This is a genomic window from Kiritimatiellaceae bacterium, from assembly GCA_013141415.1.
Classification (GTDB): Bacteria; Verrucomicrobiota; Kiritimatiellia; order Kiritimatiellales; family Tichowtungiaceae; genus Tichowtungia.
Map to the genome: position 1 here is coordinate 264545 of JABFQY010000005.1, position 16424 is coordinate 280968.

A 16424-nucleotide genomic window follows, 5' to 3' on the forward strand; every position below is an offset into this window, starting at 1 on the left:
TCAGGCGATCGCGCCCGGATGCGGACGAGATTTTTTATAACAGCTGAGTTGCTGGTCCAGTTCGTGCAGGCAGTCGGTATTGCATTCCTGTCTGGCGAGCTGGATGGCTTTTTTCGCCGTTTCCACTGCAGTTTTGAAATTGCCGCTTTCCGCCTGAGCGGCGGCCAGAACCATGAACGTTTCTGAGTTCTTGGCCCCCAGTTGAATGGCCCGTTCGATCAATTCAAGAGCTTTGCGTCCGTCTCGCGCTTGTGTGTTGCGATCGGTCGATAGTTTCCAAGCCCGCTGTTTGAGGCTGTCGGGAGAGTTTAAGTCGGCTTCAATCATATCCAGACCGTCAGCACCGACGACCGGGATCTCAGTCAGCGTTTTATCCAGCCGAATGCCGCAACCGGCGAATTTTTGTTCGAGCGAAACTTTGTCGACGGCTTTCAAATAGGCTTCGCGCGGGGATATGATGCCATCCTGAACCAGCTGAAAGAGGCTGTCTGTGAAGGAGCGCATGCCGACGCTGTAGCCGGTTTGAATGGCCGTTGGCAACTGATGGGTTTTCTGATCGCGAATATTGGAACGCACGGCTGGCGTGGCCAGTAGAATTTCAGCGGCGGCAACCCGTCCGCCGTCTGTTCGTTTACAGAGAGTCTGGGCAATAACGCCGGTGAGGGTGTTGGCCAGCAAGGTGCGGATTTGGTTTTGCCGGTCGCCCGGGAACTTATCAATGATACGATCCACGGTGGATGTGGCGGTGTTTGTGTGCAAGGTGGCCAGAACCAGATGGCCGGTTTCGGCGGTTTCCAGCGCGATTTCGGTGGTTTCCAGATCGCGCATTTCGCCGAGCAGAATGATATCCGGGTCTTCGCGCAGAGCGGCGCGCAGGGCTCCCGCAAAACTGCGGGTGTGCCGGTGAACTTCGCGCTGATTGATCAGGCAGTTTTTGGACTGATGCACAAATTCAATCGGGTCCTCGACGGTGATGATGTGTTCTTTGCGCGTCCGGTTGATTAGATCCACCATAGCGGCGAGAGTGGTCGATTTCCCGCTGCCGGTCGGGCCGGTGACGATGATGAGACCTTTCGTATGCATGCACAGTTCGCGCAAAACGCCGGAAAAGCCAAGGCCCAAGTCTTCGAGAGCCGGAACCAGTTCCGGAACGGAACGGAATACGCCGCCGACTCCATAGATGTCACGAAACGCATTGATACGGAATCTTCCGAATCCGTCCAGAGTGTAGCCGAAGTCGGTATCCCAGTCTTTGTCCAGCTCCTGCCGACTTTTTTCCGGCATGATCGCCTTCAGCATGGCCTCGGTTTCAGGCGGGGTCAGAATGGGGAACTCGCTCAGAAACTGCATTTCGCCGTCGACGCGAATACAGGGGCAGTAGTTTGAAGAAAGGTGCAGATCGCTGGCACCGCGCTCTACGGTGAGTTTCAACAGTTCATCAAGTCGGTTCACATTGCACTCCTGTGTTTGTGGGGCATTTCGTCGTAACGATCTGTAAAATAGCAGGATGCATTCCAAAACAGTATCAAAAACTGTCAGTTTTAAAGGAGGTAAAACCTTGACGGAGAAGCCTCTTTGCTGATTAATGCATGCCTTTCGCGTATAATGGAATTTTTGTGTCTTACCCAGAAATCGGAGTTTCACATGGTCAAAAAGAAAGCAGTTGCGGCAAAGAAAACAGCTAAGAAGAAAACGCCTCCGGCCTCCAAAAAGGCTGAGGTAAAAAAAGCTCCGGCCAAGAAAAAAGAGGAAGTCAAAAAAAACCCGCCGGCCAAAAAAGTTGAAACTAAAAAAAATCTGCCCGTTAAAAAAGGTGAAGTCAAAAAAGACCTGACGAAAGCCGCTGAGAAAAAACAGCCGGTCGAGTCGAAAAAAAATCCGCCGGCGAAACGGTTGCCGAAGATTTCTATCCCGAACGAGGAGATGCCCGAAAATCCCGATCTGGATGCCATGCAGGCTCCCGCGCCGGAAGATGCTCCGGTCTCTGTGATGTTGCGCGAAGAGCGCAATGAGAAGATCAAAGAGCTGATTGCTCTCGCTCAGGAACATGGATTTCTGACGCATGAAGATATTGAAGAGGCTCTGCCGGAAGATCTGGTCGTTCCGGAAGATGCGGAAAAAGTCGTCGCCCTGCTCAAGAGCATGGAAGTGGAAATTATCCGCTCGGATGACGTAGAAGATTTTAAAGCGCGCATGGAAAAAGAGGAGCGCGAAAAACAAAGCGCCCGCAGCGACGTGCTCGACGATCCGGTTCGCATGTATCTCAAGCAGATGGGGCAGGTGCCGCTGCTTACCCGCGAACAGGAAGTTGAAATTTCAAAACGCATCGAAGAAGCGGAACTCAACACCACCAGCCTGTTCAACCGTATTGGTTGTGCAACCGAAGCTTATCTGGGTGTTATCGAAAAGATCGAAACCGGCAAGCAGCGTTTCGACCGCATCGTCAGCGATAAACATGTAGAGTGCCGCGAAGACTATTTTGCCGCTCTGCCGAAAGTCCTTCAGGGAATTCACCGCAATCAGGAGCTGGCTGGCAAATATTTCATTGAGTCCGTTCATGGAAAGAGCAAGGCCGCCCGCGAGAAGAGCCGCAAGCTGTTTGTCGGCTCACAGGAGCGCCTGGCCGAATATTTCGTCCAGTTGCACTTTAAACAGAAGGCGATTGAAGACATCGTCCCGCAGGTCGATTCGTACCACAAGGAAGTTCAGGAGTTGCTGGCCGAAATCGAAAAGCTGGAAAAGAGCCGTTCCAAAACCGCCGACGAGAAAATCCGCGAAGCCAGCAAACGGCTGCGCGAACTCGAAGGGAAAGTCCACATGGAAGCCGCCGTTTTTGTCGAACATCACCGGCTGCTGCGCACCTGGCTTCGCAAGGGGCTTCAGGCCAAGACTGAAATGATCGAAGCCAATCTGCGCCTCGTGATCAGTATCGCCAAGAAGTACACCAACCGTGGACTTTCCTTCCTCGATCTGATTCAGGAAGGCAACATGGGCCTGATGAAAGCCGTCGAAAAATTCGAATACCGTCGCGGCTACAAGTTCAGCACCTATGCCACCTGGTGGATCCGTCAGGCGATTACCCGTTCGATCGCCGACCAGGCCCGCACCATTCGCATTCCGGTGCACATGATCGAAACCATCAACAAACTTCTGCGTGTTCAGAAAACATTGTTGCAGGAATTTGGCCGTGAAGCGTCACCGGAGGAGTTGGCCGACGAAATGGAACTGCCGGTCGAACGCGTTCGTGCAATCCTGAAAATTGCCCAGCAGCCCATCTCGCTGCAGGCGCCGATCGGCGACAGCGACGACACCAGCTTTGGCGACTTCATCGAAGACAAGTCCGCCGAAAATCCGTCTGAAATGACCGCCTTCAGTCTTCTGCGTGAAAAAATCGGTGATGTGCTCGAAACGCTTACCGCACGCGAACAGGAAGTTCTGACTCTGCGCTTCGGGTTGGCTGACGGCTATCCGCGTACGCTTGAAGAAGTGGGCCGCCAGTTTAACGTAACCCGCGAGCGTATCCGGCAGATCGAGGCCAAAGCGCTCCGCAAGATGCGTCATCCGACCCGTATCCGGAAACTTGAAGGATTTCTCGATCAGGGACGGTAAAGGTTCGGAGGGCGTCTGTTAAATCCAGCTGTTCATCGAACAGCTGGATTTATTTTTTCCGCAGGAGAACTGCTTTTGCCGACGGCCCGGTCAGGCGGTCGTTGAGCGCCAGCAGTTTGTCGTATTCTTCCGCCGGGATGACGGCGGCGTTGAGTTGCGCCTGTTGCAGAATGAATATCCGTCCGTTATTCGCGGAAACTTTCACTTCCACGAATCCGGCGCCGGCAGGCAGCGCAATGCGGAACGGCTCAGGGAGAAGAACCGGCTCCCAGCCTTCAGGCATGGTGATTTCATAACTGAATACTTTGCGGATCGGCTTCTCGATGTAGAACGGATTTTCGCGGCGGCTGGCTTTGAGGTTGAGCAGATCGCCAAGTCCTTCCGGCAGGTTGAAATACATTCGGTCTCCGTCGTGTACGGCGAAGGCAGGCAGGCGAGCGGCGAACTGAAGCTGTCCGGGATAAGCGTAAGAGACGCTCAGGTCACCGGATGCTTCAGCCGATTGTGAAATTTGGCTGAGCATTTTCTGGTGTTCCCGCCGCTGTTCTTCGGGAGCGAACTGGACAAACTGTTTATGGAATTCTTCGAATTCAGTTCCTGAGAAGGTAGTTTTCTTTGTCAGTGCCACATCGCCGGTTTCGGAAAGGCTGAGCGTGAACCCGGTTTCTGCGGTGTCGGGAAGTCCGCTCTGTGGAATTTCGAGTTTGCCGCTTTTCAGATCAATTGCGGGCTGACCGCTATGAGCCAGTGTGCCCGGTTCTGCGTACTGGCTGCTGTCGCCCAGATAAATGGTTTTTTTATTATCGCCGGTTACCGCAACGAGAACGGTATCGAAGAACTTGCGCTGCGGAACGCTTATGGCCGGAAGGGCGAATCCTTCAGCGCGCGGCAGGCTCGAAGAGAGGACGAAGCGCGGGCTGAGTCCGGCGGCATCAAGCAGAGCGTAAAGCAGGATCGCACGGTCGCCGGTGTTTCCGTAGCCCTCGGCCAGAATCCGGTCGGCCGGTGTAACGGCAGAAAGCGGCAGCGCGGCAAAGTCGGGGCCTGCTTCGCGGACGGCGCGGTCAGCAAAGTCGCGCAGAGCGGTGATTTTCTGGAGGCGGGTTTTGAGTCCACGGGTCAGTTCGTGTGCTTTGGCAGAGGCAACTTTGTTTTTTCCGGCGGCGCCGATCAGTGTTTTTTCAATCAGGGATGCGTAATCTGACGTGTCTCCGCAGGAAAGAAGTACGGCCGGTTCGAATGTCCATTCCGGCGGCAGCCGTTCTTCTTTTTTAACCATATCACGGTTTTTCGCGGTCCATTCGTGTATGACCAGATTATCTTTGTGCGATGTTTTCCTCTGAATGGCAGCCGGATCGGTGTTGCTGTTTTTCAGTTCCAGATTGTGCGGCAGTTCGACCCGGACCGTTTTGCTGACGAGCGGGTTGTGTTTGGAGAAATATTCGGCAGCGGAGAAGAAGGGAAGTCCGCGACAGGTGCTGACGGTGCGGTATTCAATAATGCTGCCGACTTCGACGCCGGGCAGGCTGACCACCATGATTTTTTCCGCCGGATAGCGCGGTGCTTCACCGGTCCATTTGGCATCCATCACATTCACTTCTTTATCCGGATCAATGTGCTTCACCTTTCCGTCCGGCGCTGTGACGGTGGCGCCGATGAGAACGGTTTGCTGGACCACGGGGTTGTAGGTGAACTTGAGGTCGGACAGCTCTTTTTTGCCGGCGTATGTGAGCACCTTCTGCCGGACGGTACGATCTTCTTTCCAGTTGTTGCGGTCGTAGAGTGTGTACCGGACGGTTTCGTCGAGTGTGGCCAGATCGGCTTCCGCCGGGAAGCCGCCGTGTTTCAGAATGATCCGCTTGCGGGCGTTGCGCTCGGAGGCTTTCAGATTTTGTTTGAGCGTCAGATATTGCTCCGGACTGAACTCAACGGTGCGCAGCAGAATATTGGCACGGCTGATGAGCAGATTGTTCGTCGCGCTGACAGCGCGGCTGATATACAGCTCCGGCGTGTCGATGGTTTCGTAGGCGGGCAATGCGGCGGGAATCAATCCGCTCCGGCTGAGGTCAAGCCGAACCGTTTCGGCGATGCCGCAGGTGAATTCTGTGCAGAGCGGATAACGGCGCTGATCGAGACCGATTCCTTCGCCGAGCACACGACCGAAAAGTCCGAAGTGATTGATCAATGTCGGCACCTGCAGCAGTGCTTCATTCGATCCGTCGGCCAGTGCGTTTCCGATTTCAAAATTCAGGCTGACCGAGAGCGGCACGGTGGTGTCACGCACGTTATCCGGACGGATTTCAAGACGGGTGAGCCGCGCCGCGCCGAGCGCCTGCTTGAGCCGTTCTTCGAAGTAAGGCGCGCGTTCTTCCGGCTTAAGAGCGGCGAGACGTCCGCGGTAGGCGGTGTCGTTAATTCCGTTAAACGAGAGAACCGCTTTGGCGGAGATCGTTTGGGAGTCGTCGAGCGCGGCATCGACATCGACGGTGAGTAGATTTTTTTCGGGCGGCACGACCGGCGAGGTTTGCAGCGTTTCGCCTTCCGGCGTAGCGACGAGATAGCTGCGGTAGGACAGGTAGGCCGGAAGCAGGTCGCGGGTGTTTTCGTTGGTGGCATCCATCAGCTGCCAGCTTCCGTCCTCGTTGCGGACGGCGGTAATGGCGTGGTTGAACCACGGCTGCGGAACTTCCGGATCTTTTTTCGGTCCGACATAAATGAGGACGGGGAAGGCATCGAATTCTGCAAGGCGGAGCATGGAGACGAGCAGGGCGGCTTTGTCGCGGCAAACGCCGTACCGGTTGTCGAAGGTGAGTGAAACATTGTGCGGTTCATAGCCGGGGGCTTCGTTTTCGACGGTGAGGCCCATGTAACGAATGTCCTGCGAGACGAAGCGGAAAATGGCTTCGATCTTTTCCTGCCGATTCGTGGTTCCGGCTGTCAGCTCACGCACTTTGCTCTTCATCGCGGGAGTGACGGCTTCCAGACGCGGTTTTGAAAGTGTCCAGTACCATTTCGAAAGCGTCTCCCAGTCAGGGATCGTGCTGAGAAGCAGACGCTGTACGGCGGTATAACGCTCCGGCATTTTCGGTTCCTCGAACATTTGCGGAACATTACGCACTTCCCAGATCGTGCGGATGCGGTCGCCGTCTTTTTCCGTTCGCATGGTGACGGTACCGGGGATTTCGTTTTTAAGTTCGGCTTTCGCCAGAGGCAGGGCGGCGGGCGCGTCAATTTCATACACGGCGTGAAGAATCGGGAAGGTGTCTTCAAGCGTGAACAGCTCGCTCCATGTGCCGGGTACCACGGTTTTGATCTGCTCGCTGGCGACGGTGTAACGCAGAATATCGCCGATTTCGAGATCAGGAACCGTTAGCTTGATATCTTTCTGGCTCGGGTCGTAAATGTTGGCATCCATCTGTCCCTGATTAATCGCTTCACGGCTTTGGGTCGCGAGGTCAACCGGAATGATCCGTCCGTCCGGCTTAACAACCTCGGCGCGCGCAAAACGCATCGTGCCGTAATCGGTGCTGTAGCCGACGCTGAGGCTCGATTTTTCCTGCCGGCCTTTTTCCGTCAGAATTTTGTAGGCCGTATCGGTAATGCAACGGGAAGTTCCGTTCGTTTCGTACCGGATTCGGGCTTGATCCTCGACCAGCAGAACGTCGGCTTCCGGATACTTTTCGGCAGAGCGCACTGCACCGATGAGCGTTTCGCGGGGAATCAGTTCCGCTGAAAGATCAAGTTGAGCGGCGGACAGCCCGGCACTCAGGACAGACAGAATAAACAAAAGCAGTTTTTTCATAAGACTCCGGAGTTTTACAGGCGGGTATGCTAGCGGCAGAAGCCGTTGAACACAATCCCGGCCCGCCGGTAAAAACAATAGCCGCAGTTCACAGGGCGGAGACAGTTTTTATCTGTTCGGAAAATATTTTGCCGGTGGATTATGAACCTGTTAGAACCGTCCATGTGTAGGCGGTTATATTGGATGTCAGAAACGAGGCTGATCCTCAGATAAGAAAGGGTTGAATGCGATGACCGATCACTTTCCCGTAAATATAATCATACGGAGCGATGACATGGGATTAAACCATGCCAGTAATGCGGGGTGTCAATTAACTTACATGCAAGGTATCACCACCGCGATCGAGGTAATGGCACCTTGTCCGTATTTTATGGAAGCGGTTTCAATGCTTAAAGGCGTCGAAAATATTGAGCTGGGTATACACCTGACCCTGAATGCCGAATGGACAAATTACAAGTGGCGGCCATTAACTCATTGTCCAAGTATTACCGATGCCAATGGCTATTTCTTTAAGCAGGTATGGAACAAAAAGGAGAAAGCAGTAAGCGACGCTCTGAACGATCAAAAGTGGGACATTAACGAAATCGAACGGGAGTTAAGGGCGCAAATTGAATTGATCCTCAACCATCTGCCGCAAACTAATCACATCACGTTGCACATGGGGTTCTCGAGTTGCGGCGATATCATTGAAACTTGCATACGAAAGCTGGCCGCTGAGTACCGTTTAATTTATTGGGGTAATGAATATCGGAACTCCAACTGGGGCAAAAAACAAAACGTAACGCAAATCAGGTTTTGGGATGACAAAAGTGATACAACCGTAGGCCTGGCGGTTAAGGCTACCTTGAAAACCCTGTCGGAATTGAAACCGGGCAACTACATATTTATTGATCATCCCGCCCAAAACACCGAAGAAATGCAATCTTTGGGCTACTCGGCCGACGACAACGTTGCCTCTAAGCGCGAAACGGTAACGAATGTATTAACGAACCTTGAGGTGATTAAGTACATCAGAGAACACGATCATATCCGGCTGGTTGGGTATGGCGACTTCGAATAGGGAGAACGGGGGAATCAATGAAGCGCCTCCGTGAAATCCTTATGAGCGCTCTTGTTCTTCTGGCCGCAACCGGAGGCGGACTTCTCGCTCGCGGCGCCGACTGGCCCTGCGCCGGAGGTCCCGATGCCAATTTCCAGTCTGCCGAAAAAGGGATCGTGACAGATTTTTCCGCTGGCGGCGACCCGGTCCTCTGGCGCACTCAGGTGTCTCCCGGCTTTGCTGGCGTTTCGGTTTCTTCCGGGAGCGTTTTCACCGTCAGTATTTCCGACGGCTTCAAGATGGCGAAAAAAACAGCCAACGGACGGGGGGCGGTTTGCCGCGCCGATGACGCCACGGATGCCGAGATCGCCATCTACCGGCTCGATGCGGCCACAGGACAAGCCGTTTGGGTGCATCGCTATCGCGTCCCCGCCAGGTTTCAGTCCTGGCACTGGAGCAAGGAAATGAATCCCAACGTGGGTGCATGGTACGGCCCGAAGGCCGAACCGACCGTTGACGGCGAATGGCTTTATGTTCTGGATCATACAGGCGTGCTGACCTGTCTGTCGGTTCGCGACGGCACGGTGCGCTGGAGCGCCGGTCTTCGCGAGCGTTTCAAGGCCGTTCCGCCAAAGTTCGGCTATTCCTGCCCGCCTCTCATCGTTGAGGAAAAGGTCATCGTTCCGCTGTTTCAGGATGACGGCTGTCTGGTGGCGTTGAACAAGCAGACGGGCGAAGTGATTTGGCGTGGTGGCAGTACTGTGAGAAGGGAAGAGGATAAACATCGCTGGGACGGCTATTCTCTGCCGGTTACGCTTACACTTGGAGATCGCACGCAGGTTGTTTATTTCACCGGCGCCGGTGTCATGGGTCTCGACATCGAGACAGGAGCCGTGCTTTGGACTTATCCCCTCCAGACGTTTACCGGCGAAGTGGCGCCCAAGCCCATCGTTCAGGGGACTCGTATTTTTATTTCAACCGTCTATAGCAACCCCGGCGGGTTGCTGCTTGAAGTCGGTGCAGACGGTGCAAAGAAGATATGGGACAGCTGGAATCTCAAAAATCATTTTGCCAACATGGCTCTCTATCAGGGCTTTCTCTACGGCACATCAGGCTACGATTTCGAAGAAAAGCGCAAACCGATGATGCGCTGTCTGGATTTCGCATCCGGCGAGATGAAATGGACGGCGCCGGAATATCGCGAGCAGCCTGATGGGCCGCCCCAGCAGGCGCAGCTGATTGCCGCCGACAGCAAACTCATCATCCTGACCGGATTCGGCGATCTCATTCTGGCCGAAGCGTCGCCTGAGCAATACCGCGAAATTTCACACCTGCGCCTCAAAGTGGAGGAGCCGAACTGCCAGTGGTGGCCGCGCATGGCGCTGGCCGACCGGCGGCTCTATTGCCGCACAACGGCCGGTGAAGTGTTGTGCGTGGCGCTCGACGGGACAAAGCGTGAGGGGTCTGCGCCCCTCTTGTCTGCCGAAAAGACAGCGGCGCCCGCCCGGTAGGCGTGATGAGGGTGGAATAAAACGGTCTCGAATCCGGGCTTGCTCCGGCGTTCCGGCTCCGGTAACTTCCCCCGCTTTACAGAACGCGTCGCCAGCCCATTCTTGTTGTCTGATTGAAACGGCGCCGCAGTAACCCTGAACAGAGAAAGGAAGAACCATGGGGCTCTTCAGCAAAGCAAAAAGCGTACTGGTGGTTGATACAGCCGCCGTACTGAAAACCAAAGGTATGCGCGGATATGTCGCGCCGCGTCAGCAACTCCAGATCCTGCGTGCATTGTCCCGCTTCGTGCAGCGTGAAAAACTGCAAGCCACCGCCGTACTGGTCGGCTCGCCGCTGGATAAAGCACCGCACAACAAGGTGTTCGAAGGCGTACGTGTGCGCTACACCAAGACCGAAGAAAAGCTGAGCAAAGAACTGCTCGCCGCACTCAGGCAGGCCGGTTCAGCCGGTGTGCTGGTGACAGAAGACGTTGCGCTCGAAGCCCGCGTGATCCGCTCCGGTGGCAGCACGCTACGCGTCTCGACCTTCCGTAAACTGTTGGATGACGGCAGCGAGCAGGGCGAAAATAACGGCGGAAACAATTATAACAACCGCCCGCAGCGCAATAACCGTCGCGACCGCGACCGTGATCGCGGCCCCCGTCCGAATCGCGGCAGCAATCAGCCGCAGTCGCGTCCGGCGGAAGAAGAAGTTGAAGAACGCAACAGCGGCGATGACACGATCAGTCAAATGATTGATCTGGTTGAGTAAATAACCAAATTGCACGTTGAAACGGCTTTTCCTGAATTTCGGGGAAGGCCGTTTTATTTTTCCAGAAATAGGACTTTGGCGATGTGCGGCAGTTCGCGGTAGCGGTTGTCGTAGTCAAGACCGTAGCCGACCACGAAGTCGTCGCCGACCGGAAACCCCGTGTAATCCGCCGTCATCTCAACCGCGCGTCCGGTTGTTTTGTCCAGCAGCACGCAGGTTCTCACCGAGCGGGCTCCGCGTTCCATGAAAAGCTTTTTAGCAAAAGCGAGTGTACGTCCGCTGTCGAGAATGTCGTCCACGATCACCACGTCTGCGCCGCGTAAATCTTCGCGGGTATCGTGCAGGATTTTTACCGTACCGCTTGATTCGATTCCGCTCCCGTAGCTTGACAGAGTGATGAAGTCGATGCGCGGGTGCAGATCGTGCGCCGCAAAGCCGCGCACCAGATCGGCCAGAAAGATAAAGCTGCCGCGCAGAATACCCAGCATGACCAGATTTTCGGCCTCGCAGGTTTTGGCGATTTCTTCAATCAGCGTCTGCACGCGCTGCTGAATCTGCTCGCTGGTAAACAGCACTTCGCGGATGTGGTGCGGTCTCATAAAATCTTTCTCCGTTGGTTGCACTGGGCCGACTTTAAGTTTAACATGCGTCCGATGGAACTCAAAATTACCAGAGAGATCCTGGATCTTGCCGACCGGTGCAATCGGGGATACCGGTGCCTGACAGGCGATCTGTCCGAACCTCAGGCGCAGGTGGTCGGCCCGCGCCGGTTTATCTGCCATGACTCGGAGCCGTGCGCCTACAAGTTTCCGTTTGGGAGCAAATTTTTCTGCACCTGTCCCGTCCGGCAGGCGATCTACGAAACGTACGGGAAATAACCAACTCGCCTCTTGCATCCTGCATCCTGCATCCCGTATACCATACCGCCATGAAAACACGCACCCGCTTTGCCCCCAGTCCGACCGGCCATGTTCATATCGGTAACATGCGCGCCGCCATCTTCAACTGGCTCTACGCCCGCCACACCGGCGGACAGTTCCTGCTTCGCGTTGAAGACACCGATCGCGAACGCTCCACGCCGGAAGCCATCAAGACGCTTCTTGAAGCCATGGACTGGCTCGGCCTCAACGTGGATGAAACCCCGCTCTATCAGTCCACCCGCATGGACGCCCACCTCGCTGCCGCCGAAAAACTGCTGGCTTCAGGCCATGCCTACAAAGAAGACAAAGGCGGAACCGGGCAGGGCGAGTGCATCATCTTTAAAATGCCCGGAACCGATGTCGAATTTACCGACCTCGTCAAAGGCACGCTCAAGAAATCCGCCGCCGACATGGCCGACTTCGTGATCGTCCGTTCCAATGGTACGCCGGTGTTCCACCTCGCCAACGTGCTGGACGACATCGAACAGAAAATCACCCACGTCATCCGCGGCGACGACCATGTCGAAAACACCTTCCGCCATATCGCGCTGTACAAAGCGCTCGGTGCGCCGGTTCCGCAGTTCGCCCATCTGCCGATGATCATCAACGCGCAGGGCAAGCCCTATTCCAAACGCGACGGCGACGCCTTTGTCGGCGACTTCCAGACCAAAGGATTTTTCGGCGAAGCGCTTTTCAACTATCTCGCACTGCTCGGCTGGTCGCCCGGCGACGAACGCGAAGTCATGACCCGCGCCGAAATGATCGACGCGTTTGATCTGGTCACCGTTCGCTCGTCGCCCGCCCAGATGGATCTGCGAAAACTGCTCTGGATGAACGGCGAATATATGCGCGCCATGAAACCGGCCGACTTTGCCGCGCTCTGCCGCAACGAACTCGCCGCCGCCGGGGTTGTTCCCGGCGCAAACGCGGACGCCGTGTTTGCGCTGATGCAGGAACGCACCAAACTGCCGGCAGAAATTGTTCCTTCCACCGCTTTTTTCTTCACCGACGACTTTGCCTACGACGATAAAGCCGTGGAGAAAAAACTGGCGAAGCCGGAAGTTTTCCAGACGTTGGAAAAAATCGCCGGAATTCTCCAAGGACTGGAACTGTTTGACGCCGAAACCGTCAATAAAGCGCTGCACGACTTTGTCGAGCAGGGCGGACTTAAATTCGGCGACGTCATGCCGCCACTGCGTATCGCTGTTTCCGGTCAGCAGTCCGGCCCCGACCTCGCGCCGGTACTGGCGATCCTCGGCAAAGACGCGACACTGAGCCGCATCCGCAAAACCATCGCCCGCTTCAGAGTTTAAAGTTTCAGCAACTAAGGATGCTGTAAAAGGTCGCGCCCATCCCATCGAACTCGGCGACTTGAAGAAAAAGTTGGCTTAATCCAAATCAGCTTATGGTTGCCGGACACTCTACCGGCAACATTCTGATTTATTCTCGCTAATCGCTTTGCACTCGAGACATTGCCATCCTTTGCAGCCGCAGGCATGTCCTTTCCAGAGAGTGCCGTCGATGTTGTAACCATGTATAACCTGAGTAGTAATGCGTCCGCAGGTTTGGCATGCGGCCAGTCTCTTCCAAAAGACACCAAGGCTGACACCAACGCCAACTTTGTTTGGTGAATTCAGGTTGGTTGTGGTTTGGCCAGAAATGGTGCATCCGACCATGAGGAATAGAATAATTAATCTCGCGGTCATTTTATAAATCATCCGAGCTGATTCCAAGAATCTCGAGGACGCGGGTGAGGTCTTCGTTGTTGTAGTAGTCGATCTGGATGGAGCCTTTGACCTTTTTGCCGTTGGAGAGCGTTTTGGTCGAGCTGATGTGTACCGCCGTGCCGAAGTGCTGGTGCAGTTTTTCGGAGAGGTGGCGGACGTAATCAATCGGCAGGTCGGTTTTTTCGGCGCGCGGCTTTTTGGTTGGTTTCTTGAGCCGTTCGACGATTTTTTCCAAGGCCCGGACGGAGAGACTTTCGCGGATAATGCGCTGGGCGAGCAGTTCTTTTTCCGCATCAATCTCTACGCCGAGGAGCACTTTGCCGTGTCCGGCGGAAATTTGTCCGCCTTCGAGCATCTTGCGGATTCCGGCGGGCAGGTCGAGCAGGCGGAGGATATTGGCGATGCTGGCGCGGGCTTTGCCGACGCGTTTGGCGACCTGATCCTGAGTCAGCTTAAACTTATCGGCCAGTTCGCGGTAGCCTTCGGCTTCTTCCATCAGGTTGAGATCGTCGCGCTGTAAGTTTTCGATCAGCGCGATTTCGAGCGCTTCCTGGTCGCCGATATCGAGCAGGATAACCGGCACTTCCGGCAGGTTGGCGGCTTTGGCGGCGCGCAGGCGGCGTTCCCCGGCGATCAGTTCAAAATGTTTTTCCTTCTGCCGGACGAGCAGGGGCTGGAGGATGCCGTGTTCCTTGACGGATGCGATCAGTTCGCTGAGCTGTTCGTCGCGGAAGATGCGGCGCGGCTGCATCGGGTTGGCTTTAATCCGGCCAACGGCGATCTTCGTGATGCCGGTACTATCCGGAGCCGGAGCATCCATGACGGGAGCCGTTACCTTCTTTTCCTGAATAAGCGCATCCAGCCCGCGACCTAAACCCATTTTTTTAGCCATAAATTACCTCGTTGTAAGTGCCCACGAATAACACGAATGAGCACGGATGGGAAAGTTTTTGTTCAGAACAGCTCGCCTTGGCCGGATTTTTCTTTTTGTAGACGCGACGCCCCCGTCGCGTTCTGAGGCGACGAGGGCGTCGCCTCTACGTTGCCAAGCAAAGTCAGAAACTGCTTTTCGTCAAGAACCTTAACGCCGAGTTCTTCGGCTTTGGTCAGCTTGGAGCCAGCTTTGTCGCCAGCGACGACGTAGGAAGTGTTTTTTGAAACGCTGGAAGTGACGGAGCCGCCACGGGCGCGGATCTGTTCGCCCGCTTCTTCGCGGCTCAGACTTTCCATCGTGCCGGTCAGCACGAACGTCAAGCCCGCGAATTCGTCGCTGGCGGTTTTGGCGGTCTGCGCGAAGTTAACGCCGGCGGACTGCAACCGTTCGACCAGTTTCCGGTTGGCCGGAGTTTGGAAAAAGTCGCAGATACTTTTGCCGACGACCGGGCCGATGTCGCGGATCTGTTCCAAAGTCTGGATGTCGGCGGCCATCAGCTTTTCAATATCGGAAAAACTTTGCGCCAGAACCCGCGCCGAACCGCTGCCGACGTGGCGGATACCGAGCGCAAAAATAATCCGGTCGAACGGTCGCGACTTGCTGGCTTCGATTCCGTCGATCAGGTTTTGCGCTTTCTTTTCCTTGAACCCTTCGAGTCCGAGAAGCTGGGATTTTTTCAGGTCGTAGAGATCGGCCGGGCCTTTGACCAGTCCGGCGTCAACAATCTGCTCAACGATCGATTCGCCGAGGCCGTCAATGTCCATGCCGTTGCGCGAAGCGAAATAGGTCAGCCAGCGTTTCAGCATGGCGGGATGGTGCAGATCGTCGATGCGCCAGGCGACTTCGCCTTCGTTTTTGACCGGATTGATGCCGAGCGCTTTGCAGGCGGCCTGCATATCGAACGGCTTTTCTTTGCCGGTGCGCTTTTCGGTGACGACACGCACGACCGCCGGAATAATTTCGCCGGCCTTCTCGACGATTACGCGGTCGCCGACGCGGATATCTTTGCGTTTGATTTCGTCTTCGTTGTGGAGCGTGGCGCGCTTAACGACCGTTCCGGCGAGCTGTACCGGTTCGAGTTCGGCGACCGGCGTCAGTACGCCGGTGCGGCCGATCTGAATGGTGATTTCCTTGAGCAGTGTTTCGGCCTGCTCCGGTTCGTATTTATAGGCGACGGCCCAGCGCGGGCTTTTGGCGGTCGAGCCGAGCGGTTCGTAGAGGTCGCGCTGGTTGACTTTGATGACGCCGCCGTCCATCTCGAAGGGGAAACTGCGTTTCATGCCTACGAGAACATCCAGCTTTTCGAGCACGCCGGAGATTGCTTCGCAAATCCAGAATTGCGGGGTGATGCGCAGGCCGTAATGAGTGAGAGCCTTGAGCATTTCTTGATGAGTCGCGAAATCCGCAGAGCATTCGCCGAGGCCGTAGAAAACGGCGTCGAGCGGACGCCGGGCGACAATGCGCGGGTCGAGCTGTTTAAGCGAACCGGCGCAGGCGTTGCGCGGATTGGCAAACGGTTCGTGTCCGGCCTCCTGCCGTTCTTCGTTGAGTGCGGCGAATCCTTTGCGCGTCATGTAAACTTCGCCGCGCACTTCCAGAATTTCCGGCGGATTGTTTGTCAGGCGAAGCGGAATCGATTTAATCGTGCGGACATTGGCGGTGACGTCGTCGCCGGTGGTGCCGTCGCCGCGCGTGACGGCGCGAACGAGCAGTCCGTTTTCGTAGCGGAGCGAAATGGCGACGCCGTCGATCTTCGGTTCGAGAATGTAGGAATAGGGCGTGCCGCCGAGCAGCTTTTTGACCCGCCCATCGAATTCGACCAGTTCCTCTTTGTTGTAAGTGTTCGCGAGGCTGATCATCGGTACAGTATGCCGGACGTTTTCGAAGCCTTTGAGCGGTTCGCCGCCGACGCGGCGGGTCGGGCTGTCGGGCGTCGCCAGTTCGGGAAACTGTTTTTCGAGGGCTTCGAGGCGCTTGAGAAGGGCGTCGTAGTCGCGGTCGGAGATTTCTGGCGCGGCCTCGACGTAGTAAAGGCGGTTGTGGCGCTCGATTTCGGCACGCAGTTTTTCGGTTTCTTTTCGGGCTTCGGTGCTGTTTAATGCGTTGCTCATCGGGCAGAAGCTATCACGGG

10 protein-coding genes are annotated in these 16424 nt (G+C 55.6%); 5 read left to right on the forward strand and 5 right to left on the reverse strand.

Translation table 11 applies throughout. The features are described from left to right. Positions 1-1452: a PilT/PilU family type 4a pilus ATPase gene (locus HOO88_08290; protein ID NOU36754.1), complete on the reverse strand. Its 1452-nt coding sequence runs from the start codon at positions 1450-1452 to the stop codon at positions 1-3. Positions 1453-1605: 153 nt separating this feature from the next. Here HOO88_08290 and rpoD point away from each other — a divergent pair, with 153 nt between their 5' ends. Further along, the gene (gene rpoD / locus HOO88_08295; GenBank protein ID NOU36755.1) at positions 1606-3609 is read left to right on the forward strand and encodes an RNA polymerase sigma factor RpoD; all 2004 of its coding nucleotides are present in this window, start codon (positions 1606-1608) and stop codon (positions 3607-3609) included. A gap of 49 nt (positions 3610-3658) precedes the next feature. Here rpoD and HOO88_08300 read toward each other — a convergent pair whose 3' ends face one another. Further along, positions 3659-7411, reverse strand: coding sequence for a DUF3857 domain-containing protein (locus HOO88_08300; GenBank protein ID NOU36756.1), 3753 nt, complete (start codon positions 7409-7411; stop codon positions 3659-3661). Positions 7412-7685: 274 nt separating this feature from the next. On the opposite strand from HOO88_08300, the gene HOO88_08305 reads away from it, so the two are divergent. From HOO88_08305 to HOO88_08315, 3 genes are all read left to right on the forward strand, one after another. Further along, a complete protein-coding gene (locus HOO88_08305) occupies positions 7686-8471 on the forward strand; it encodes a ChbG/HpnK family deacetylase (protein ID NOU36757.1) in 786 nt (261 codons plus the stop codon). Between the two features lie 41 nt (positions 8472-8512). Next, entirely contained in the window at positions 8513-9961 is a 1449-nt protein-coding gene (locus HOO88_08310) for a PQQ-like beta-propeller repeat protein (protein NOU36758.1), read from the forward strand. 157 nt (positions 9962-10118) lie between these two features. Further along, positions 10119-10712 (forward strand): hypothetical protein, encoded by a 594-nt coding sequence (locus tag HOO88_08315; GenBank protein ID NOU36759.1) that lies wholly within the window; start codon positions 10119-10121, stop codon positions 10710-10712. 53 nt (positions 10713-10765) lie between these two features. Here HOO88_08315 and hpt read toward each other — a convergent pair whose 3' ends face one another. Then, positions 10766-11311 (reverse strand): hypoxanthine phosphoribosyltransferase, encoded by a 546-nt coding sequence (gene hpt / locus HOO88_08320; GenBank protein ID NOU36760.1) that lies wholly within the window; start codon positions 11309-11311, stop codon positions 10766-10768. Positions 11312-11640: 329 nt separating this feature from the next. On the opposite strand from hpt, the gene gltX reads away from it, so the two are divergent. Next, complete coding sequence (gltX, locus tag HOO88_08325) at positions 11641-12945, forward strand: glutamate--tRNA ligase (GenBank protein ID NOU36761.1); 1305 nt, start codon at positions 11641-11643, stop codon at positions 12943-12945. A 394-nt stretch (positions 12946-13339) separates the two neighbouring features. On the opposite strand, the gene HOO88_08330 is transcribed toward gltX, so the two are convergent. Both HOO88_08330 and ligA read right to left on the reverse strand, forming a co-directional pair. Continuing rightward, positions 13340-14251 (reverse strand): ParB/RepB/Spo0J family partition protein, encoded by a 912-nt coding sequence (locus tag HOO88_08330; protein NOU36762.1) that lies wholly within the window; start codon positions 14249-14251, stop codon positions 13340-13342. A gap of 62 nt (positions 14252-14313) precedes the next feature. Next, entirely contained in the window at positions 14314-16404 is a 2091-nt protein-coding gene (gene ligA / locus HOO88_08335) for an NAD-dependent DNA ligase LigA (protein NOU36763.1), read from the reverse strand. Between the last annotated feature and the right edge of the window lie 20 nt (positions 16405-16424).

Coding starts and splice junctions, on each gene's coding strand:
- gltX (NOU36761.1), top strand. CDS start 11,641: ATGAAAACACGCACCCGCTTTGCCCCCAGTCCGACCGGCCATGTTCAT.
- rpoD (NOU36755.1), top strand. CDS start 1,606: ATGGAATTTTTGTGTCTTACCCAGAAATCGGAGTTTCACATGGTCAAA.
- HOO88_08305 (NOU36757.1), top strand. CDS start 7,686: ATGGGATTAAACCATGCCAGTAATGCGGGGTGTCAATTAACTTACATG.
- HOO88_08315 (NOU36759.1), top strand. CDS start 10,119: ATGGGGCTCTTCAGCAAAGCAAAAAGCGTACTGGTGGTTGATACAGCC.
- ligA (NOU36763.1), bottom strand. CDS start 16,404: ATGAGCAACGCATTAAACAGCACCGAAGCCCGAAAAGAAACCGAAAAA.
- HOO88_08300 (NOU36756.1), bottom strand. CDS start 7,411: ATGAAAAAACTGCTTTTGTTTATTCTGTCTGTCCTGAGTGCCGGGCTG.
- HOO88_08310 (NOU36758.1), top strand. CDS start 8,513: ATGAGCGCTCTTGTTCTTCTGGCCGCAACCGGAGGCGGACTTCTCGCT.
- hpt (NOU36760.1), bottom strand. CDS start 11,311: ATGAGACCGCACCACATCCGCGAAGTGCTGTTTACCAGCGAGCAGATT.
- HOO88_08330 (NOU36762.1), bottom strand. CDS start 14,251: ATGGCTAAAAAAATGGGTTTAGGTCGCGGGCTGGATGCGCTTATTCAG.